General features: G+C 70.0%; 20 protein-coding genes. 9 read left to right on the top strand and 11 right to left on the bottom strand.

Annotated elements, in window-relative coordinates; genetic code table 11:
- Positions 1 to 4: 4 nt before the first annotated feature.
- Positions 5 to 370, top strand: coding sequence for a response regulator transcription factor (locus tag LXM64_RS13465; RefSeq protein ID WP_137418939.1), 366 nt, complete (start codon positions 5 to 7; stop codon positions 368 to 370).
- A complete protein-coding gene (locus LXM64_RS13460; RefSeq protein ID WP_234073641.1) occupies positions 367 to 1,200 on the top strand; it encodes an endo alpha-1,4 polygalactosaminidase in 834 nt (277 codons plus the stop codon). Before LXM64_RS13465 ends, LXM64_RS13460 begins: the two co-directional genes overlap by 4 nt.
- Positions 1,201 to 1,309: 109 nt before the next feature.
- On the opposite strand, the gene LXM64_RS13455 is transcribed toward LXM64_RS13460, so the two are convergent.
- Positions 1,310 to 2,338, bottom strand: a complete 1,029-nt coding sequence (locus tag LXM64_RS13455; RefSeq protein ID WP_234073640.1) for a TerC family protein — start codon at positions 2,336 to 2,338, stop codon at positions 1,310 to 1,312.
- A 199-nt stretch (positions 2,339 to 2,537) separates the two neighbouring features.
- Here LXM64_RS13455 and LXM64_RS13450 point away from each other — a divergent pair, with 199 nt between their 5' ends.
- From LXM64_RS13450 to LXM64_RS13440, 3 genes are all read left to right on the top strand, one after another.
- Positions 2,538 to 3,689 (top strand): MalY/PatB family protein, encoded by a 1,152-nt coding sequence (locus LXM64_RS13450; protein WP_234073639.1) that lies wholly within the window; start codon positions 2,538 to 2,540, stop codon positions 3,687 to 3,689.
- A 76-nt stretch (positions 3,690 to 3,765) separates the two neighbouring features.
- The gene (locus tag LXM64_RS13445) at positions 3,766 to 3,930 is read left to right on the top strand and encodes a hypothetical protein (RefSeq protein WP_161594136.1); all 165 of its coding nucleotides are present in this window, start codon (positions 3,766 to 3,768) and stop codon (positions 3,928 to 3,930) included.
- Between the two features lie 85 nt (positions 3,931 to 4,015).
- Positions 4,016 to 5,056: a hypothetical protein gene (locus LXM64_RS13440; protein ID WP_234073638.1), complete on the top strand. Its 1,041-nt coding sequence runs from the start codon at positions 4,016 to 4,018 to the stop codon at positions 5,054 to 5,056.
- A 61-nt stretch (positions 5,057 to 5,117) separates the two neighbouring features.
- Here the strand turns inward: LXM64_RS13440 and LXM64_RS13435 are convergent, their stop codons facing one another.
- The 4 genes from LXM64_RS13435 to LXM64_RS13420 all read right to left on the bottom strand — a co-directional run bounded on the left by LXM64_RS13435 (position 5,118) and on the right by LXM64_RS13420 (position 11,248).
- Positions 5,118 to 8,627, bottom strand: coding sequence for an LPXTG cell wall anchor domain-containing protein (locus LXM64_RS13435; protein ID WP_234073637.1), 3,510 nt, complete (start codon positions 8,625 to 8,627; stop codon positions 5,118 to 5,120).
- A 132-nt stretch (positions 8,628 to 8,759) separates the two neighbouring features.
- The gene (locus LXM64_RS13430; protein ID WP_234073636.1) at positions 8,760 to 9,113 is read right to left on the bottom strand and encodes a nuclear transport factor 2 family protein; all 354 of its coding nucleotides are present in this window, start codon (positions 9,111 to 9,113) and stop codon (positions 8,760 to 8,762) included.
- A 19-nt stretch (positions 9,114 to 9,132) separates the two neighbouring features.
- Positions 9,133 to 9,831 (bottom strand): TetR/AcrR family transcriptional regulator, encoded by a 699-nt coding sequence (locus LXM64_RS13425; protein ID WP_234073635.1) that lies wholly within the window; start codon positions 9,829 to 9,831, stop codon positions 9,133 to 9,135.
- A 334-nt stretch (positions 9,832 to 10,165) separates the two neighbouring features.
- A complete protein-coding gene (locus tag LXM64_RS13420) occupies positions 10,166 to 11,248 on the bottom strand; it encodes a sensor histidine kinase (RefSeq protein ID WP_234073634.1) in 1,083 nt (360 codons plus the stop codon).
- Between the two features lie 202 nt (positions 11,249 to 11,450).
- Here LXM64_RS13420 and LXM64_RS13415 point away from each other — a divergent pair, with 202 nt between their 5' ends.
- On the top strand, positions 11,451 to 11,663 hold the full coding sequence (locus LXM64_RS13415) for a hypothetical protein (protein WP_137418948.1): 213 nt from the start codon (positions 11,451 to 11,453) through the stop codon (positions 11,661 to 11,663).
- A 167-nt stretch (positions 11,664 to 11,830) separates the two neighbouring features.
- Here the strand turns inward: LXM64_RS13415 and LXM64_RS13410 are convergent, their stop codons facing one another.
- Entirely contained in the window at positions 11,831 to 13,201 is a 1,371-nt protein-coding gene (locus tag LXM64_RS13410) for a cell division initiation protein (RefSeq protein ID WP_234073633.1), read from the bottom strand.
- Positions 13,202 to 13,298: 97 nt separating this feature from the next.
- The gene (galU, locus tag LXM64_RS13405; protein WP_234073632.1) at positions 13,299 to 14,189 is read right to left on the bottom strand and encodes a UTP--glucose-1-phosphate uridylyltransferase GalU; all 891 of its coding nucleotides are present in this window, start codon (positions 14,187 to 14,189) and stop codon (positions 13,299 to 13,301) included.
- Between the two features lie 373 nt (positions 14,190 to 14,562).
- Between galU and LXM64_RS13400 the strand changes: the two genes are divergently transcribed.
- Both LXM64_RS13400 and LXM64_RS13395 read left to right on the top strand, forming a co-directional pair.
- Positions 14,563 to 15,270, top strand: a complete 708-nt coding sequence (locus LXM64_RS13400; RefSeq protein ID WP_234073631.1) for a hypothetical protein — start codon at positions 14,563 to 14,565, stop codon at positions 15,268 to 15,270.
- Between the two features lie 87 nt (positions 15,271 to 15,357).
- Positions 15,358 to 15,540: a hypothetical protein gene (locus tag LXM64_RS13395; protein WP_137418952.1), complete on the top strand. Its 183-nt coding sequence runs from the start codon at positions 15,358 to 15,360 to the stop codon at positions 15,538 to 15,540.
- Between the two features lie 16 nt (positions 15,541 to 15,556).
- Here LXM64_RS13395 and LXM64_RS13390 read toward each other — a convergent pair whose 3' ends face one another.
- The 4 genes from LXM64_RS13390 to LXM64_RS13375 all read right to left on the bottom strand — a co-directional run bounded on the left by LXM64_RS13390 (position 15,557) and on the right by LXM64_RS13375 (position 20,733).
- Positions 15,557 to 17,131, bottom strand: a complete 1,575-nt coding sequence (locus LXM64_RS13390; RefSeq protein ID WP_234073630.1) for a LuxR C-terminal-related transcriptional regulator — start codon at positions 17,129 to 17,131, stop codon at positions 15,557 to 15,559.
- 104 nt (positions 17,132 to 17,235) lie between these two features.
- Positions 17,236 to 18,768 carry a zf-HC2 domain-containing protein gene (locus LXM64_RS13385; protein ID WP_234073629.1) on the bottom strand — a complete coding sequence of 511 codons (1,533 nt, stop codon included), beginning with the start codon at positions 18,766 to 18,768 and terminating at the stop codon, positions 17,236 to 17,238.
- A 51-nt stretch (positions 18,769 to 18,819) separates the two neighbouring features.
- Complete coding sequence (locus tag LXM64_RS13380) at positions 18,820 to 19,221, bottom strand: hypothetical protein (RefSeq protein WP_234073628.1); 402 nt, start codon at positions 19,219 to 19,221, stop codon at positions 18,820 to 18,822.
- A gap of 51 nt (positions 19,222 to 19,272) precedes the next feature.
- Complete coding sequence (locus LXM64_RS13375) at positions 19,273 to 20,733, bottom strand: glycosyltransferase family 2 protein (RefSeq protein ID WP_234073627.1); 1,461 nt, start codon at positions 20,731 to 20,733, stop codon at positions 19,273 to 19,275.
- An 84-nt stretch (positions 20,734 to 20,817) separates the two neighbouring features.
- Between LXM64_RS13375 and LXM64_RS13370 the strand changes: the two genes are divergently transcribed.
- Positions 20,818 to 20,976: a hypothetical protein gene (locus LXM64_RS13370; protein WP_234073626.1), complete on the top strand. Its 159-nt coding sequence runs from the start codon at positions 20,818 to 20,820 to the stop codon at positions 20,974 to 20,976.
- Positions 20,977 to 21,063 lie beyond the last annotated feature (87 nt).

The raw sequence follows: 21,063 nt of genomic DNA, 5'->3' as shown, positions 1-21,063 counted from the left end.
GGCCGTGGCGAGCATTCTGGTCGTCGAAGACGATGCCGATGTGGCGCAGCTGATCCAGCACCGCCTGGCGGCGTCGGGACACGAGGTCGCCGTTGCTCCCGATGGCGAGCAGGGCCTGGTGGCGGCACGCGACGCGCATCCCTCCCTCGTGATCCTCGACTGGATGATGCCGCACCGCACCGGTCTGGAGGTCTGCGCGGAGCTCCGCGGCGATGCGTCCTTCGCGAGCACCCGCATCATGATGCTCACCGCCCGGGCACAGGACGAGGACATCGCGCGCGCGATGTCCGCCGGCGCCGACGACTTCATGACGAAGCCCTTCTCGCCGCGCGAGCTCGTCGCGCGGGTGGGTGTCCTGCTCGCCTCATGACGCGCCGCCGCTCCGCGTTCGCGCGGGCGCGGGCCGCAGCCGTCCTCGTGCTGGTCGGGGGTATGGGCGTCGCCGTCGCCGCGTGTGCGAACGCGCCCGCGTCGCCGCCGCCGCCGCCCGCCGCCACGCCGGTCGACTATCAGCTCGGCGGCGCGTATCCGCCGGATCCCCGGGTGGGGATCGTGGCCCGCGATCGCACCGCGGCGCCCGCCGACGGGGTGTACTCGATCTGCTACCTCAATGCGTTCCAGACGCAGCCCGGGGAGCGCGACGAGTGGCCAGACGACCTCGTCCTGCGTCAGGACGGAGCGGACGTGATGGACCCGGACTGGCCCGACGAAGCGCTGCTCGACACCCGTTCGGATGGCGGCCGCCAGGCCATCGCGGAGCGCGTCGGAGAGTGGATCGACGGCTGTGCGGCGGCGGGCTACGACGCGGTCGAGTTCGACAACCTCGACACCTACACGCGCTCCGGCCATCTTCTGGGCGCCGACGACAACCTCGCGCTCGCGACGCTGCTCGTCGAGCGGGCCCATCGCGCGGGCCTCGCCGCGGGTCAGAAGAACGCGGCGGAGGATGCGGAGCGCCTGCGCGCCGAGGCCGGCTTCGACTTCGCCGTGGTGGAGGAGTGCGCGTACTACGACGAGTGCGCGGCCTACACCGACGTCTACGGCGATGCCGTGGTGGCGATCGAGTACACCGACGCGATCGACCGGCCGTTCGACGAACTCTGCGCCGACCCGGCGACGCCCGCATCCCTCGTGCTGCGCGATCGCGACCTCACGACGCCGGGGGATGCGGACTACGCCTTCGAGATCTGTCCGGGCTGAGGCGGCGCATCACCCGCATCCGCTCGTCAGGAAAAATCCCCTCCGCAGGATGATTTCCACGCGAATGGTCCCGCTGAGGGGAGATCTCCTGATGTGCGTGACTGTGAGCTCAGTGCTCGTCGACCTCGGCGGTGGCGACGGGGCGCCCCTGCACCCGTTCGCGGTCGGCCTTCAGGCGGTCGTTGCGGGTCTTCAGCAGGCTCGCGACGGTGGCCACCGCGATCGTCGCACCGATGAACAGCAGCGAGAACCAGATCGGGATCTCGGGGACCCAGTCGATGTGCTCGCCGCCGTTGATGAACGGCAGCTCGTTGACGTGGAGTGCGTGGAAGACGAGCTTCACGCCGATGAAGGCCAGGATGACGGCGAGGCCCTGAGCCAGGTAGACGAGGCGCTCCAACAGTCCGCCGATCAGGAAGAAGAGCTGGCGCAGGCCCATCAGGGCGAACGCGTTGGCGGTGAAGACGATGTACGCCTCCTGCGTGAGTCCGTAGATCGCGGGGATCGAGTCGAGGGCGAAGACCAGGTCGATGAAGCCCACGGCGACGATCGTCAGGAGCAGGGGGGTGACGAAGCGCTTGCCGTCGATCTTCACGGTCAGTCGGTCGCCGTGGTACTCGTTGTGAACCGGGAGGATGCGGCGCATGAACCGCACGATCCGCCCGTTCGAGGGGTCGGACTCGTGGCTCGAGAACGCCTGCTGCCAGGCCAGGTAGAGCAGGAACGCGCCGAAGATGTAGAACACCCAGGAATAGTTCTCGATGAGGGTGGCGCCCAGCGCGATGAACGCGCCGCGCATGATGAGCGCGATCACGATGCCGATCATGAGCACCTTCTGCTGGTACTCCTTGGGCACGGCGAAGCCCGTCATGATGATGAGGAACACGAAGAGGTTGTCGATCGACAGCGCCTTCTCCGTCAGGTAGCCGGCGAAGTACTCGCCGCCGAAGGTCCAGCCCGACACCATGCCGATCCCGACGCCGAACAGCAGCGCCAGGCCGATGTAGAAGACCGACCAGACGGCGGATTCGCGGATGGTGGGGGCGTGCGGCTTGCGCACGTGCACGAAGAACTCGAAGACGAAGAAGGCGATCGTGATCGCGATCGTGATGAGCCAGATGACGGGGGTGACGTTCACGGAGAACTCCAAGGGGTGGGCGTACGGTCATGACGCCAAGGTCTCCTCCGCCCCGATGCTGGTCGGGACCGGCGGCCCGGGATCCGACGTTGGATCCGTATTGACGAGCCGACCGCGAGCGGGAGTACTCCCCTTGCTTGAATGACAGAATACGGCATCCCGGGCACGTCGAGCGCACGCCACCGGTAGCGTCGGATCTGTGACACATCCCTACGACGAACGCGGCCGCGAGACGCTCGATCGCCCGGAGAGTCGCAAGTGGAGTCTGCATCCGGGCAAGATCGGCGCATGGGTGGCCGAGATGGACTTCGGCACCGCGCCGGTGGTGAGTGCGGCACTGCACCGCGCGGTCGAGGAGGAGACGCTCGGGTATCTGTCGCCGGCGCTCGCCGAGCGGATGGCGAAGGCGACGGCGGGATGGATGCGGCGCGCTTACGGCTGGAGCATCGCGCCCGAGCGCGTGCACCCCGTCGCCGACGTGATGGCGGCGCTGGGCGTCGCGGTCCGCACGTTCGCGCCCGCCGGGTCACCGGTCATCGTTCCCACGCCCGCCTACATGCCGTTCCTCACCTACCTGCCTGCGATCGGACACCCGGTGATCCCGGTGCCCGGTCGCGTGGTGTCGGGGCGGTGGGAGCACGACCTCGACGGCATCGACGCCGCGTTCTCCGCCGGCGCGCGCACGCTCGTGCTGTGCAACCCGCACAATCCGACCGGCTCCGTCCTCACCCGGGAAGAGCTCACCCGGATCGCCGACGTGGTCGAACGCCACGGCGGCCGGGTCTTCGCCGACGAGATCCACGCGCCGCTGCGGTACCGCGGTGTCGCCCACGTGCCGTACGCGTCCCTCTCCGAGGCCACCGCCGCGCACACCGTCACCGGCACGAGCGCGTCGAAGGCGTGGAACATCCCGGGGGTCAAGGCCGCGCAGCTCATCACGTCGAACCAGAACGACGACGACATCTACCGGCGCGTGGGTTTCGCTCACGTGCACGGCGCATCCACTCTCGGCGTCGTCGCATCCATCGCCGCTTACGAGGAGGGAGAGCCCTGGCTCGCCCAGACGATCGAGTACCTCGACGGCAATCGGATGCTGCTGGTCGATCTGCTCGCCGAGCATCTGCCCGAGGTGCGGTACACGCCGCCCGAAGGGACCTACCTCGCGTGGCTCGACACGCGCGGCCTCGCGCTGCCGGACACCCCCGCGGACTTCTTCCGCGAGCGCGCAGGGGTCGTGCTGACCGACGGCGCGCTGTGCGCGGCTCCCGGATTCCTTCGGCTCGTGCTCGCGATGCCTCGGCCGCTGCTCGCGCACGCGGTCGCCGCCATGGGCGCGAGCGCGCGCGAGTAGACGGGTCGTCGCGGATACGCAACCCCCGGGGCATGCCGCATCCGCCGACCTACCGTGATCGCAGCAGGAGGCGGTCATGGGTATCAAGGAGCACGACGATCTCCGCGATGACGCGGATTACTTCGAGGAAGACGTGCGGCGGGAGTTCGAGGAGCGCTTCGGCGCCGCCGTGCCGGAGCCGGCGAGCCCGATCAGCAAGCCGATCCCCATCCCCAGTTTCCGGCCGCTGCGCCGGCGGTGACGCAACGGGGTTCTCCGTCTTCGACTGACGCCCGGCCCTGCCCCGCGTAGCATGGCGTTCTCATCCTGCGGCGGAAGGGACGCGCATGAACGCGATGACCGGTCTGCCGCTGGTGGGTGTGAGCATCGTGGCGACGTTCGTCGTCCTCGCGGCGTTCCTCTGGGTGAGAGGGCCCTCGTATCGCTCCGGGTCCTTCCTGGGGATCGCCACCGCCTCCGCGGTGTTCGCCGTGTTCTCCAGCCTTCTCTACGTCATCTACTTCTCGCTCGAGCAGGCGGTGTGGACCCTCGCCGCCGGCGACGCCGCCATGGTGTTGGCGCCGGCCCTGTTGTGGGTGGCTGTCGGCGCGCTCAACGACAGGCGGCCGTGGCGGCTGTGGGTCGTGATCGCGGGCGGCGTCGCGATGTTCGTGTGCAGCATCCTGCTGTCTGAGACGGTGTCGTCGGGGATCAAGATCCTTCTGCTGATCGCGGGCTGCACGCTGACGGCGATCGAGGCGCGCACCGGCCGCGCACGCGACACGAGCGGCACGTTGGCGATCGCGGCGACGATGATCGGCTACGCGCTCTACTCCGTCGGCCGCGTGATCTTCCTGGCGATCGACGGTCTGTACGACGGGATCTACGCCCAGTTCTTCGCCACAGGTCCCACCACGATCGCGGGGGTGCTCGCGGTGATCCTCCTTGCTTTCGGCGTGCTGGCCGCCGCCCGAGACGAACGCGCCAGCCGTCGGGTCCAACAGGTGGGCACGCGCGACCGACTGGCCGCCCGCGCCAGGGCGATCCTCGCCGAGCACGGCGCCGTCTCCTGGCGGGTGGTGACCGTCGACGAACTGGAGCTGATCCGCGAGTCCTTCGGCCAGGAGTACATCGACGAGGTCAACACAGCGCTTGTCGTCGCCTGCACGCGGACGTTCGCGGACGACGCCGAGGTGGGCCTCATCGGCCCCGGTCGGGTGGCGATGGTGTGCCCTGTCGCGACACCGGATGTGGCGTCGGACGAGATCCGGAAGCGGTTCGCGCAGAGCTCGGATCGCCTGCGCGAGACCTACGTGCCCGACCTCGAGGTCACCGCCACGACGGTCGAGTCCGACATGGTGCTGGCCGTCGTCATCGCGCAGGCGTGAAACCGCCGCGAGAGCACGAAGAGGGGCGCCGCCGGATCGGCGACGCCCCTCTTCGCTGACGTCAGGAGTCCGCGCGCGCCCCTGCTCGTCGTCGGGCGACCAGCAGTGCGGCGCCGAGCGCGAGCAGGCTACCGCCGGCCAGGAGCGCCCAGCTCGCGATCTCGCCACCCGTGAGGGCGAGGTCGCCGCGGTCCGCGGGAGCCGCGGCCGGTGCTCCGGTGATGGGCTGCTCGCCGCCGGTGCCCGGGGTGGACGGCTCGCCGCCGGTGCCCGGGGTGGACGGCTCGCCGCCGGTGCCGGGCTCCTCGGTCACGGGCGCTGCGGCGAGCGTGAACGTGAGCGGCTCGGAACGGGATTCCGCGGCGATCGCCGTGCGGCCGAACACGGCGACCACCGCGTGCGAGCCCGCCGAGAGGCCATCCGGGAGCGTGAGTCGCGCGACGCCGTCCACGACCTCGACGCTGCCCAGCAGAGCCCCCGCCGCTGCGGTCGGAGCGGTGGATCCCGCTCCGCCGCCCGCCGCGCCACCGTCGGTGAAGGTCACGGTGCCCTCGGTCGCGGCGCCGTCGATCTTCGCGATGAACGTCAGCTCCGCGCCTTCGACGAGCGAGGTGCCTTCGGCGAGCGAGAGCGTCGTCGTCGTGGGGGTGAGGACGTCGACCGTCGCCTCCTGCAGGCGCGCCGAACCCGCACCGATCGCGCGTGCCGTCTGCGAGCCGAGCGGCTGGTCGTCGGCGATCGTGAACGTCGCCGACGCGGTTCCGTCAGCGGCTGCGGTCGCTGTGGCTGCCTCCGTGCCGGCGAAGGTGAACTGCACCGACTCGCCGACACGGTAGCCGGTCGCGGTGAGCGTCAGCTCGGCGCCGGGAGCCAGCTCGGTGGCCGACGCGGTGAGCGCGCCCGCGGTGCGGGACGCTTCGAACTCGGCGCATGCGTCGCCCTGCACACCTGCCTCCGGCAGAGCCGGCAGCGAGCCGGTCACGCCGTCGTCCTCGCGGACGGTGAGCGTGTTGAACGCGCTCGCACCCATGACCGCGCCGGTTGTGTTCGTCGCGCTGACCGTGATCGCGGTCGACGGCGTGGTCGAGGGCAGGATGTTGCCGGCGATGGGCACCTCGACGACCGTGCACGTCTCACCCGGGGCGAAACGCACGCCCTGGACGGCGGCGGAGACCGGGCCGGACGTGGGCACGAAGCTCACCCACGCCGTGACCGTCGACGATTCGGCGCGGTTCAGGTAGACGGCGATCTCCCGGGTGTCGGCGGCCTTGCCCTCCTCCACGACCGTGCCGGCCACGTTCACCGTGGTGCGGGTCGCGACCTTCGCGGGGGTGGACGTAGGAGTGTCGAAGGCGAGGTCGGAGAGGTAGAGGCCTCCGGCGCCCGTGGCGTCCGCACCCACGCTCGCGCCGATGCGCACCTCTCGCACGTCGGTCAGATCGATGTCGGTCATCTCCGCCGTCGGGATCGTCAGCTGCTGCAGCACGATCTTGTTCAGAGAGGTGTGTGTGCCGCCCGGCAGGCGGTTCACGGCGAACGGGTTGATCTCCGACGCGGTGCGGGTGAAGGTGCGGCCCGAGCCGTCGGCGACGGTGATCGTGAAGTCGGTGCCGCTGGCGACCGACAGATCCGGTGCCGCCTTGAGGGTGAGCTGCGTGTGCGAGGACACGTTGCGCGATCCCTCGGGCACCGTGACGAGCAGCTGTCCGTTGCTGACCGCTGCCGGATTCGTGGTCGAACCGGTCCACGTCACGCGGGTGACGGGGTATGCGGGCACATTCAGTCCGAACCGCACCGGCGTCCAGTGCGGCACCCGCGCGGTGCCGACCGTGCGAGGGGTGCAGTACGGGACGGACGGAGCGATCGAGGAGGCGGTCTCCGCGTTCGCGCAGACCTGGGCCGAAGCGTTGCCCGCCGTGCGCACAAGCGTGCTGCTGCGCGTGAAGTCGGTCAGCATCGTCGTCGCCGAGCTGGGCTGCGACGCCATGATGCGCACGTCCGCGTAGGAGGTCGCGGTCGTCGACGGGGTGGCGGAGCCGTCGAACAGCGACCGGAACTGGGACTCGCCGCCCATCGTCAGACGGAAGAACCCGGTCATGTACGAAACGCCGACCCGGTACTGCTGCGAGGCGGTGAGCCGCGACGGATCCGCGGTGCGGCAGGAGGACGTGCGGTCGCTCGTGCTCCAGTCGTCGCCGGTCGCGTAGGGGTACATGCCCGGCGTCCACACGGTGTTGAAGAAGTTGTGGTTGGCGCCCATGACCCACACGGCCGAGCGCATCACGTTGTCGCCGAACGCACCGCGCGAGTCGTCGACCATGTGCTGGCCCTGCTGGTTGCTGACGTCGCCGTCGCAGTACGGGAGGAACACGGCCATGGGCACATCGGGGACCGTCATGCGCCCGAAGTCGACGGGCGCCAGTGGCAGAACCGACACGATGCCGTAGGGGTCGGCGAGACCCTGGTTGAGAGTGACGGCCGAGGTCGCACCTTCACCACCGCGCGAGTGGCCCATGATGCCCACCGTGTCGAGGTCGAAGCGGCCGGCGAGCGAGGCGGCGCTGACGCCGCCTGCCGCGGCGGGAGCGTCCCGACGCGTGGTCGCGTAGCTGAGCGCCTCGTCGAGGGTGCGCGAGGTGCGGGTCACCGTCCCGTCTTCAGCAGGCCATGAGACATCGTCGAAGACGACGGCGGCGCCCGAGTTCGCCTTCTCGAGCATGCCGAGGGTGTCGAGGATGAGCTGTCCGCGGGCCTGGGCGCCGTAGTCCAATGCCAGCTGGTTGTCGTTCGAGTTGACGGCGTTCGCGGCGATGGAGAGCACGTTGTAACCGTGCGATGCGAGCGCGCGTCCGGTGCCCTCGTAGCCCTGGTAGCTGCGCACGTTCACCTGGTTCGGGCCGCAGGGCCAGCGCAGCGGGTTCGCGGTGCCCGTGGAGCAGGAGGTGTGACGGCCGTGCAGCAGGATGACCGTCGGACGCTCACCGGGTGCGTCGGTGAGGTACATCTTTCCGGTCATCTCGCCGCGGATGCCGGAGATCCCCGCGAGGGGAACGGCACGGTCGCCGAAGTCGTACTCGGCCTCGGTGACCGCATAGGTGCCGGGATCGGCGGGGTCGGCGGTCGCGGCGAGCGGCGCCATCCGGCTCATCTGCTCGACGAGTTCGTCGTTCGTCGGCTCATCGACGCGTTCCGGGGCGGGCTGCTCGGCTGCCTTGTCGATGTCGGCGGATGCCCAGCCCTTGTCGATGTCGGCGGCGCGGGTCACGGTCGCATCCGTTGTGAACAGACTGAGCGAGAGCCCGTCGGCGGATTCGGTGGCGAATCCGAGCGTCTCTCCGTCGGCGACGAGCGTCGGCGCGTCGCTGACGATGGGCAGCGGCTCGTCGAGATCGACGGTGACGAGGTATCCGCCCGGTGCGCGGGTGACCGACCAGTCCTCGCCTGAGGCGAGAGGGGCGTCGGACGGCGCGGCGAACGCGGCGGATGGTGCGCAGGTGAGGGCGATGACGGGCGTGACGATGGTCGCGGTGAGCGCGAGCCATCGAGCGCGCGAGGACAGACGTGTTCTCACGGTTCTCCGATGCGAGGAAGGGTGTCGGGTCGAACCGCGTATCCGCGCGGTCCGCGTCCGAGGCTAGGGACCGCTCTCGCACGACGGGCGCGGAGAAACCGGATGGAAATAAAACTTAACCGTTATGTGCAGTTATGTATCACTGATATAGACATTCTCGTCGTCGATGACCACGCGGCGCACCCCGCGCCGCCCGACCGTCACCGCCATGACCCCGCGCTCGGTCATGTGCTCTCCGTCGGCCAACAGGATCTCCACGCTGAGGGTGGCGGCCGCGATGCCGTACGCGTGGGTGACGGTGCCGACGCGCAGTCGCGCGTCGGCGGGCGAGGCCGCGTCCATGAGCCAGCGGAGCACGCGGTCGCTACCGCGCACGCGCCGACCGTCCGGGCCGATCAGTTCCGCCTCGGGCGCGAGGAAGGCCGACAGTGCCGTGATGTCGCCGGCGGACAGGGCGGAGAACCAACCCGCTGCCGCGGAACTCATCGGCTGTCGCCGGCGGAGGTCACGTCGGCGGCAGGGACAATCGCGCCAGCCAGAGCTCGAGCAAGGCGCGCTCGGCGGGCTCCAGCACCTCTGCGGCTGCACCGGTCAGCGCTGCCTGCAGTGCACCGGCGTGTGCACCGATCGAAGCGGCGGGGGACGACCGATCCGTCGAACGCGTCATCGCCGCGACCAGTGCATCGCGCGCAGCATCGGCATAGCGCTCGGATGCGGCAGGATCTGCGATGGCGGAGAGAGCCGCCCCCGTGGCCGCCGTCCTGAGACGCCACGCCGCCTCGTCCGCCGATACGGCGAGCCCGCCCGCCGCAGCCTCCTCGCGCAGGAGGCGCCGGATGACCGATTCCGCGATGTCGTCTCCACTGCGCGGGGAGTCGGAACGGACGTGTCCGCTCATCAAGGTGAAGAGCGCCGGATGCTCGACGGCGAAGGCGAGGTGCGCGTCCCAGATCGCTGCCGGTGATCCCGTCGCCGCCGGCGACGGGATCTCGTCGAGGAGACGTGCGAAGCGAGCGAAACCGCGCTCGACGAGCGCGTCGAGCAGTCCCTGCTTGCTCTCGAAGAAGTGATAGAGCGTGGGCAGCTGTACGCCGGCGCGGGAGCACACCGCGCGCATCGACAGAGACCGGTCGGGGTCTTCCCGGAGCAGCGCCTCGGCGGCGTCGAGAAGCCTGCCGCGCGATCCGTCGGTCGGGTTCGGCACGGCCCCACCCTAGTGCGTACCTAGGTCGGTGCGAGGGCGTGGGCAGGCGCGCAGGCATCGTCGTGCTCCGGGAGAGGGAGTGAACCGGGCGATTCACTCCGCTCACGCTAGGGGACCGAGCCGCTCTGGGGACGCTGCCTGTGTTTCGATTATGTGAAACGTATGAAAGGCGCGCGCACCGCGCGTCGCGCGTGAGCAAGAACGGCCCCTCGCCGGCGATGGCGAGGGGCCGTTACGGGATGCGAGCGCTCGGGCCTTCGCGGGGAGCGGGCGCTCGGAAGGAGTAAACCACGGGCGGTCGCCGGGGCGGAAGGGCACGGCCGTGAGAATGCCCTCACCGATGGTCGACGGGCACGGTGAGCGTCACGACCGCGCCCGATCCCGGCTCGCTGACGATGTCGATGGCACCACCGTGGGCGTGCGCGATCGCACGCGCGACGGCGAGTCCGAGCCCGAGGCCCGGTACCGCGTTGGCCCGAGCGTCGCGACCGCGGTGGAAGGGCTCGAAGACCCTGGCGAGCTCGGAGGGGCGGAATCCGGGTCCTTCGTCGATCACCGTGATGTCGGCCAGCCCCGTGGAGGCGTCGGAGGTGAGCGCCACGGTGACAATTGAGCCGCGCGGAGCGAACCTGACGGCGTTGCCGATGAGGGCCTCGATGGCCATCCGCAGGCGGTTCGCGTCCGCGTTTACCGGAGTCGGGACGACATCGACGAGGATGCGGATCTCGTGTGCGGACGCGTCCGAGGCACGTGCCGCGACCGCATCCTCGACGATGAGGGCGGCATCGCACGGGGTCAGGACCAGCCGCGGAGCGAGGTGTTCGACGAGCAGGAGCTCGTCGAGGCGATGGATGATCCGGTCGACGTTGCGACGCAGGATCTCGAGGCGCGCCGATGCGTTCGATTCGCCTCGGGCGATGTCGTCGGTGAGAAGTTCGAGATGCCCCACGATTGGGGTCAGCGGGTTTCGCAGCTCGTGCGAGGTCGAGGCGAGGAAGTCATGCGGCAGTCGGTCGTGGTGGGCGCGCCGTGAGACGTCCCGGGTGAGCAGCGCCGTTCCCTCGAGTCCGGTCGTGGGCGACGTGATCCGATGAGACGACTTGCGTAGCGCTCGGCGCCGGTCGACGGGTCCGGCCCATACCGTGCGCTGCGCCTCGCGGCCTTCCGCCGCGGCGAGGATGACCGACTGATCCGCGCGCAAGGGCGCATCGTCGATATCGAATCCGGGCGGGCTCTCGCGGAGGGAGCGCGCCAGATCGACATCGTCCAGGTCCACGCCCTGCAGCCGCGCATAGCGGTGTGCGGCGGCGTTGGCCGCACGCAGACGACCCTCGGGGTCGAAGATCGCGATCCCGGTGTCGAGGTGGTCGAGCAGTCCGTCTTCGACGGAGAAGCCCCCGCCTGCCGATGCGCCCATCGCGGCCTCTCTCCTTTGTCGCATTCTGCCCGTCGCCGGGGGTGGGTCGTGATCGGCGACGGGAAAGTACTCAGCCGCAACCTGCAGGAAAACATGCGTGGGTATCTTCGGGGAAGGCCGGCGGATGAGGGAGCTCCCGACTCTGATGCTCCGGCGTCTCGACGGTCCCCCGGCTCCAACCGTTCAGTCCTTGGGAGGACGCATGCAGGCACCGTACTCGCGCTCAGGATATCGCTCGAGCGCCGGACCCCGTCAGGCTGCCGTACGCGACCGCGAGGCGAAGGCGCGTGCCCGCCGCCGGCGCCGCTTGCACCGCAAGCTCTCGCAGCGTCCGCATTGGTCCCTCTACATCGGTGTCGCCCTGCTCGCCGCAGGCGTCGTCGCCCTCGTCGCCGCCGCGGTGCTCACGCGCTGATCGGGAAACGCAGAACCCCCCTCCTCGGCGATGCCGGGGAGGGGGGTATGAGCATTTGGCCGGGGCCCCAGCTCGGGTGCGAGTGATCGGGCCTTCGCGGGGAGCGACCACTCAGTTGAATTCAATCACATGGAACACAGGAGATTCATTGATCTGAGCAATTCCACTCAGGCGTGTTCGCTCTCCCGCTCGGGGTCGCCGTCGCCGTCGCCGTGATCTGACTCGGCTGTCGCTTCGTCCGCGCCGACCGCCGCGGTCAGCACGCCTTCCGGGCGGATCAGCTCGCGCACCTCCGACATGAAGCTCGTGAGCTGCTGCTGCTGCCAGCGCAGCGCGCGCGTCCGGTCCTCGGCATCGCGCAGGACGGCGGTGGAATGGTCGATGACGGTGGAGACGATCTTGTGCGCCTTGGTGCGCGCGCGGTCGAGGTTCTCCTGCGCACGCACATGTGCGTCCGCTTCGATCTGCGCGGCCTGGGCCCGCATGAGCCTCTCGTAGTCGTCCGCCTTCGCGGAGATGCGCTGCGCGTGCTCGAGGGAGGCGGCGACCTGGTCGTTCGCGTCGGAGGTGATGCGCTCGGCGTGGGCGACCGCCTGGTTGTGCAGGACGAGGAACTCCTGCTGCGCGTCATCCTGACGGCGGGTCAGCGTCTCCTCGAACTCCAGCAGCCGTGCGTTCATCTCGCGGACGTCGCGTTCGGTGTCGCTGCGCAGCTGCGCCGTCTCGCGCGTCACCATGGCTCGCAGTGCCGCGGCGCCCTTCTCCGCCTCCGACCGGATGGTCTCGGCCTCTCGCTCCGCCTGCGCGAGCTTTTCAGCGGCGTGCGCCGCTTCGCGCTGGATGGTCGCCTCGTGCGCCGTGTACTCGGTATCGATCCGTAGACGCACCTGGTCGGCATCGTGCTGGGCCTGCGCCTGGATGCGGGAGATGTCCGCCTGAGCCTGGGCGCGTTGGGTCGCGACCTCTTCACGTGCGGCCTCGAGCAGGCGCTCGGCCTGTGCGGCTGCGTTCTGCACGATGAGGCTCGCCTGCTCCTCGGCGACGCGAAGGACGGCCTCGAACTGATCGCGCGTCGACGGGTCGGCCGGCGCCTGGGCATCCGCCCCCTCTTCGCCGTCCGGACGCTCGACGAGCTGAGCGGTGAGGGCCGCGATGCGCGCTTCGGCTTCGGAGATCTGCGCCGTCGCCGTCTGGAGATCGGCCTCGAGGCGCGTCGCCTGCTCGCGTTGCTCCTCGCGGACCCGGTTCACGGACTCCTCGGTCTCGGCGACGAGGCGTTCGATCTCCGCCTGCTGTTCCTCTCGCAGCCGGTCGAGGGTGTCCCGCTGACGCGCCTCGGCCGTACCGAGCTCCGCCGTGGTGCGCTGCAGGCGGTTCGTCAGCTCGGAGATCGCCGTGTCGACCTCGTGACGGTCGTAGCCTCGGAATCCCACCGAGAACGTGTTGCCTTCGTCACCCGGGGACGGGCGCATCAGCTCATCGAACGGGCTGGAGCCCGCCTGCGAGTCATCGGGGGAGTCTGGACGCGCGTCGGTCATGCCGTGCCTTCCGGAGGGTTCGGGTGTGTTGTTCTACTCTGCCCGTTCTCGTGCATCGATGCGCATGTGAATCTCCGCTGCGATCGCCGACGTCGCTTCAGAGGCTGGTGGCGAGCTCCTTGATCCACTCCGCCAGGTCGGGGCCGAGATCGGGGCGGTCGAGGGCGAGCTGCACGTTCGACTTGATGTAGTCGAGCCGATCTCCTGTGTCGTATCGGCGGCCACGGAAGACGACTCCCAGAACCGGTCCGCCGATGCTCTCGTCCTCGGCCAGTGCCTCCAGAGCATCGGTGAGCTGGATCTCTCCGCCCTTGCCCGGCGCGGTCTCCTCGAGCACGTCGAAGATCTCAGGCTTGAGCACGTAGCGTCCGATGACGGCGAGGTTGCTGGGCGCGTCGGCGGCCGATGGCTTCTCGACGAGGCCGGTGATGGTCACGACATCGTCCTCCGCTGTGGGGGCGACGGCCGCGCAGCCGTAGAGGTGGATCTGCGAAGGATCGACCTCCATCAAAGCGACGACGGTCGCCGAACGCGCCTGGGACACCTCGATCATCCGCGCGAGCAGCACATCGCGGGCGTCGATCAGGTCGTCGCCGAGGAGGACGGCGAACGTCTCGTGACCCACGTGCTTGCGGGCGCGCAGCACGGCGTGGCCGAGCCCGAGCGGGTCGCCCTGGCGCACGAAGTGCACATCGGCGAGCCGGCTGGCCTGCATGACCTTCTCCAGCTTGGCGGCGTCGCCCTTCCGCTCCAGCGTGTGCTCGAGCTCCGCGACGCGGTCGAAATGGTTGGCCAAGGCGTTCTTGTTGCGTCCGACGATGACCAGCACGTCGTCGCTGCCCGCGGCCACCGCCTCCTCGACCACGTACTGGATCGCGGGCTTGTCGACGACCGGCAGCATCTCCTTCGGCATCGCCTTGGTCGCGGGCAGGAAGCGGGTCCCGAGCCCCGCTGCGGGGATGACGGCCTTGATCGGTGCGTGTGCCATGCGCCGAACACTAGAGATGGTTGATGAACGGGGTGTTTCCGATTGAGCAGTTCTCCGCATCCGTTCTGCGGGTGAATCCCCGGGCGAATTCACCGTGTCCACAGAGCCGACCCCGGGAACCGTCGAGCATGATGAGCCGTGCAAGGTCCCCGCGAAGGCTCTTGCGCGGCGGACCCCGGTCCCGAACAATCGGGGTCCGCCGTTCATCTCGGTTCGGAATCGATCGCGCCAGATCCTCGCCGGGGCCGGGCGGGGGAGTAGTCTTCCCCTGTACACCTCATGTGTCACGTCTGACGGGCTACCCGACCCCCCTCTGAACGCGGCACGATCCGGGCATGTGATGCCCGGGTGCCGTAGCGGAAGAGGAAGCGTCATGGACCTGATCGTCTGGGCACGCGACAACCCCGTTCTCGTCGTCACTGCCGTCGCGATCGCCGCCCTCGTCGTGGTGGCGATACGGATGGCGCGCGTGCCCGACAGCGCCGAGGAGCCGCATCCGCCGGTCCCGGAGCGTCCGGCCGCCGAGCGTGCGCTCCCCGCGCGAGCGCCCTTCGCGAGATCGATGTCCGCGCCGACGGCGGCGCCTGCCGCACCGACCGTTCCGCGCGCGACGCCGCAGGCCTCCGCCGTCGGCTACGTCCCGCTCGACGTCCCCGAACTCTGGGAGCCCCCGGTCGGCTACCTCGGTGCGGCCGACCCGATGTCCTTCGCGGGCGCGTCCGTGGGGCGAACCACCCCATCCCCTCAGCCGGTGTCCCCTGTGAGGTATCCGGCGCGTTCCGCTCCGTTCGTGCAGCCTGCGCCGCGCGCCACGGCGCCCGCTTCCGCGCCGCCCGCGCCCAGCCCGACCCCGCGGTCCTTCGACGACCTCCGCCGCGGGGCTCTCGCGGGCCGCACATTCGATTCGCTGCAGCAGTTCGCCGTCGCGGCGGTCGTCGAGGCGGGGCATCCGGTCGTGCTCGTCGCGCGCATCTTCCGCGTGCCGACCTGGAAGCTCGAGAACTGGGTCGAGGCGTCGTTTCATGCCGCCCCCGCTCCGACCCGCCGCCCGTGGCGGGGCACGATGCCGCGCACGGTGTGAACCGCGCCGGGTGAATAGTCCTCGGGGATGATGTGAAACATCCTCCCGACGGATGTCACGGATGCGGCGGCTTGTCACGCTTGAGACATGACCACCGAGAACCTCCGCACGCTGTCCCTCCGCCCGCCGCTGCGCCGGGGTGGCGGAGGGACAGCGCTCGCGCTGGTCGTGCTCGGCTGGATCGGTGTGATCGGTCTGGTGGCGGTCGCCGCGGCGGCTCCCTTCCTCCTGGCCGGCGGGTGGGTGCTCACACAGGTCATGGGCCGATGACGCCTCCCGCCGTGGGTCAGCTCAATCCGAGGCGCCGTACGGCGGCCTCCGCCTCCTTGCGTGACGCCACGCCCAGCTTGCGATAGGCGCTGCTCAGCTGCGTCTTGACCGTGTTGGGGCTGACGAACAGCCGTTCTGCGATCTGGGCGGTGGTGGCGCCGGTGGCCAGCTCCCGCAGTACCGCGCGCTCCCGGGCCGTCAGCTGAGGCGCGGACGCGGCGTCAGGGAAGCGGGCGGTCTGCTGCACGAGGGCGATGAGATCGTCGTCTCCCAGTGCTGCCGTCTCGATCAGCCGGATGAAGTCGCGGCGCCCGACCGTCGAGAGGCTGGCGGCGAGATCGTACTCACGGGCGAGGCGCAGGGCGTGACGCATCGCGCCCGCGGCGTTCTCGGGCTCTTCGAGATGCAGGCAGGCCGTCGCAGCCGTCATCAAGGTCTCGATCAGCAGGCGTGGGCTCGCTGCCGCCTGCTCCACCAGCGGAGTGAGCGTGGTGAGGGCGCGACGATGCTGACCGGATGCGGACTCCACCCGCGCCCGCGCGAGGGTGAGGTGACCCGGCTCCGCCGGCCACAGATCGAACCCGTCGACGCGCGACCCGCGGGCGAGCGCCTCCTCGGCCCGCTCGAGCACCGCCGTCGCGCGCAGGAGATCTCCCCGCCGCAGCAACAGATCGATCCGGGCACACGCCACCAGCTCTCCCGCCAAGCCCGCCTCGCTCAGCGGGCCCGGGTGCGCAGTGGCGGCGACGTCGATCTCGGTGAGCAGAGCGGACGCATCCTCCGCGGACGTGATCCGCGCCTTCGTGTGCAGCACGTGGGCCCAGTGCTCCCCGAGCGTCGCAGGGTCGATCGCGGCGAGAGTGCGCTGCGCCGCATCGAACTGCAGCCGGTCGTGTTCGCGCAGCGCCTGAGCGACACGGGCCGGCACCTCGTACTTCGCCGCGGTCGTCCCCAGCGAGCCGGGCGCGGCGATGCGCGACCAGTAGGCGGCCGCGGAGCTGTGTCCCGCGAGCGCGTGGATACCGGCGAGTGAGGCTGCTGCCGACGCGCGGATGAGGTCGTCCTGCAGCAGGACGGCGAGGTCGTACGCATCCTGATACTCGGTGACCGCCTGCTCGATCTGTCCGGCGAACTCGCGTACCCGGGCCCACTGGGCGTGCAGGTGGGGGAGGGCGGATTGGGTAGCCTCCGCCGCCTCGATCGAGGCGTTGCGGAGCGCGTCGCGGGCCCGTTCGACGTGCGCGACGGCCGCAGCGACGTGGCCGGCGCTGCGCTCGGCGGCCGCGCGGCTGGTGTGCTCCACGAGCACGTCGAGCAGCGCCGTCGGCCGTTCGAAGGTGGAGTGCCGATAGCGGTGCACCCTGCCTGCCCCGTCGGAGAGGTGGCGCAGGTAGGTGCGCGCGGCGAGGTAACGAGGCTGTGCGGCGAGCGTGGCTGCGGGAAGCCGTTCCAACGCGCGCAGGAGCGCGGGAGCGTCGTTGAGGATGAGCGCCGACCAGTGCCCGGCGATCAGCGCGGTCACGCGATCCCAATCCTCGTCGTCGACGGCGCTGTTCAGGGCGCGCTGCGGTTCACGGGTGACATCGCTCACGATCTGCGTGGCCTCTCGGGTCTGCGGTGACGCGGGGGTCGCGTTTCCTGTCAGGAGAGATGCGTCTCACGCGGTTTCGTGACGCGGTTTCCGAGAATGTTCGATCAGAACGGGAAGCAGAACCAACCCCAGGGCCAGGGGCATTCCGGCTCCGTCGGCTGGGTGGGTCCGCTCGGCGAGGGGGACGGCGAGGGTGAGGGCGACACGGTGGGCGAGGGTGACGCGGTGGGCGTGGGCGAGGGCGACGGCGATGCGGTCGGTGTCGGTGACGCAGTGGGGGACGGCGTGGGTGAGGGCGACGCGGTCGGTGAGGGTGACGCGGTAGGGGATGGCGACGGTGATGCGGATGGCGACGGTGACACGGTCGGTGAGGGCGATGCCGCTGGCGTGGGGGTCGGCGCGGTCGTGGCCGAGGGCGAAGGAGCGGGGAGGATGCCCGAGGGGAGCGGTGCGGGAGCCTCGGGCACGGCAGGACGCGTCGCGCGGGGGGTGCGCGTGGGTTGGGGCGTCGGCTCCGGGCTCGGCGCGCTCGTCGGGATCGCCGAGGGATCCGGGGTGACGTCGATCTCGGGAGTCGACAGCGCCGGCGCCTCCGGTGTCGTCGTCGACGACTCGGCCGCGGTGTCCACCGGCCCGATCGCTGCGGGCACGGGCGGGGCGAGCAAGCCGCCGAGACCGCCGGTCGCGGCCCACGCGACCCCACCGGCCACAACGGCCACCGCGGAGACGGCGACGACGGTGGTGACCTGCCAGGAACTGCGTCCGGCGCCGCGTGGGCGGAGCAAGCCCAGCAGCCCGCCGCCCGCATTCGTCGCGGCGTGCCCGCTGCCCGCCGCCATCGCCACGGCCGCGGCCTGTGCGCCGCCGGACTGCGCCCAGGCGGCGTAACTGGCCGTCGCCGAGACACCCACGACGAGGGGTATGAGCACGAGGGCGAGTCGCGAGGCGACATCGCGGGCCTCGCTCCAGGCCAGCGCGCAGCCGGTGCAGGTGGCGAGGTGAGCATCGACTCGGCGGGCGTCGCGCCGCGAGAGGGCGCCGCGGGTGTGCGTACCCAGCAGGGGGAGCGTCTCATGGCAGTCCGGACCGCTCGGGTTGCGCAGTTGTGCCGTGACCCACGCGTCTCGGAAACCGCGGCGGGCGCGGATCACGAGGGCGGACGCAGCATTGGGAGCGAGCCCCATCAGCGGCGCGAACTGCCGTGGCTTGAGCCCGTCGACTTCGCTGTACCAGAGCGCTTCCTGCCATCTCGTCGGCAGGCTGCGGAACACATTGGCGGTGGTTCCGCGCTCGAGCGCGGACAGCGCGGAGTGCTCCGCATCCACGGAGGCGGCACCGGCCGCGTCCTCCAGGTCCATCGTGTCCGCCTTGACCTGGCGGGAGCCCCACTCCGCGGCGACGTTGCGCACCGCGGTCAGGAGGTACGGGCGGAAGCCCATGACGGGACCTTGACCGCGCCCGATCGCGGCGAGGATGCGGGTGAAGGCCTCGGCGACGACGTCGTCGGGGTCGAGGGACGTGAACGCGCGCGCGACGGCGTGCGCGGCGGCGGAATGGCGCAGCCACAGCTCGCCGTAGGCGCGGGAGTCGTTCGCGCGGACGCGTTCGACGAGATCGTCGTCAGACAGCTCGGGCATCGGTCTTCGGGTCTTCGGGCTTTGTGAGAAAGCTCTCATCTTCGGGTCTTCTCAGACTAGGGCCTCGCCGAGCGATGGGTGGAGGTCCCACGCATTCTGTGCAGAATCGCCGATGGACTCGAAGTTGCGCAGATGACGCACGAGATCCGCGAACGCATCGTCGGTGAACGCGCGGCAGTCCAGGACGCAGGGCCCTGCTCCCAAGACCGTCACCACCACGCAGCGCCGCAGGCGTCGGCCTGTTCTGGCATCGCTCGGACGCGGCACGCAGAATCCCACGAGCCCGCGCCGCCAGATGGCCGTGTCCTGCCCGTAGTAGACGTGCACCAGCGGTCCGCGGATCACGATCCGATCGGGCGCGATCCGCTCCCTGGACCCTGTCGTCGGCCACGGCATCCAGCGCCGCCATGCGCGACGGGGCGGAACGGTGAACTCGGTGTGCGCGGGGTGCATGTCTGAGAGACGCGGAGGTCGCCAGATCGTGACGCGGTTGCGCGAAATTCCTCAGCCGACACGCGCCGCGCCGGATGCGGGAGCCGGTGTGGACGTCGGCGCGGGTGCGAGTTTGGGAGTCGGTTTCCACGCCACCGCGCGGATCCCGACACTCCATATGGCGACCGCGACCAGGGGGCCTGCGGTGTCGACGATGCCCGCGAGGGGCGTCACCAGAAGCACCAGGATATGCTCGCGCGCCTTCTTGATCGCGGACTTCCCGGTGGAGCGGAGGTTGTAGAAGAGGCCGAGCTGGGTTCCGCCCAGCCACAGGGCGAGACCGACGACGGAGACGATCCCGTACACCGTGAGCTCGGGCGGCGCGACATCGAAGGTCCCGGTCGTGACCGCCTCCGCAGCGGTCGCCGTGATGACCACGGCGTTGGACACCAGGGCGAGCAATGAGAGAGGGAACCCGAGTGCGTAGGTGAACACGCGGGCCCGGATCACGACGGCGATGTGCGCGCGGTCGCGGCGGGACAGTTCACTCCACTGCGCACTGCGCTGCAGGTGCGACAACGCCTGCAGCGCGCCGAAGACCCAGCGCTCGCGTTGTTTGTACGCCGCCTTCAGCGTGAACGGCGGCTGTTCGATCATCTCGGTGTGGTGCCACCCGAAGACCCCTCGGCCGAAGCGCAGGTAGGCCGAGAGCCCGAACACGAGATCCTCGGCGATGAGGGCGGCGCCGTCCAGCGTTCCGATGTCCCACCCGATCTCGTTCTCCAGGTCCTGGCGCACGACGAGGTTCGAGCCGTGCAGATGCAGGGGCGGGGGACTCGTCATGACGGCGTAGCACTCGTGGCATCCGAACGGTCGATTCGATTCCATCGCCTTGTTGACGAGCGTCGCACGGTCCCAGTCGAGACCGTAGGAGATCATGCCCTCCGAGATCCCGACCGGATGCTCGGCGAGTCGATGGACGAGTCGCGCGAGATTCATCGGCGTGAGAACGGACTCCTCGTCGAAGTGGACGACGTAGCAGTCGCGCGGATGACGACGGTGCTCGTCGACCATGAACTCCAGCGCGCGTGCCTTCAACAGGGTGCCGAGACGCGTGCGATAGTCGGAGGGCAGGAGGAAGGGTACGACGGGCACAGGCGCGTCGGCGTAGCGCTCGGCGAGAGCGGCGACCTCACGCGCATCCTCGGTCACGATCTCGACCCACACTGCCGCCCGCAGGCTGGGGAAGGCCGAGACCCCCTCCAGGATCGTATCGACGCCGCGCTGCACCACGGACAGCGCGCCACCCTTCGTCGTGATCTGGATGAGGAACTGCGCGGTGTGCCCCCTCTCGGCGGCGAGGTGCAGCGCCCGCGCCACGTCGCCGTCGGTGATCGTCCGGCGCGACACATGAGCGTGCGTGCTGGCGCGGACGACCATCCACCAGAAGTAGAGGTAGGTGGCGACCAGCAGCACCATCGCGGCGAACAGGAACCATCCCAGCGGTGACAGCTCGGGAGCGAGACGGATCATCGATGCGTCCGGGTGTCCATGCCCGGTGCGGCGATGTTCGTCAAGGGCCCCCGGTGCGGGTCAGCCGCCACGCAGACTGAAGGCATGGTCGGAATCGCTGTTCTCTTGGTCATCATCGGAATCGTTCTGCTGCTGCTGGGCGTGTTCGTGGAAGCGGTGAAGTTCCTGCTCTGGATCGGGTTGATCATCCTCGTCATCGGGATCATCGCCGCGCTGATGCGCTTCATCCGACGACAGAGCTAGCCCCGCGCGGCCTTCGAATGTAGGCGGTGCGCGCTTCGGCGCGGCCGGCGGTGAGTAGTTCTTCGTCTCGATCGGCCAGGCAGCCCG

The sequence above is a fragment of the Microbacterium binotii genome (assembly GCF_021398715.1).
In the GTDB taxonomy this organism is placed as follows: Bacteria; Actinomycetota; Actinomycetes; order Actinomycetales; family Microbacteriaceae; genus Microbacterium; species Microbacterium binotii_A.
The sequence above is the reverse complement of the archived record's forward strand: the minus strand, read 5'-3'. Positions and strand labels throughout refer to the sequence as shown.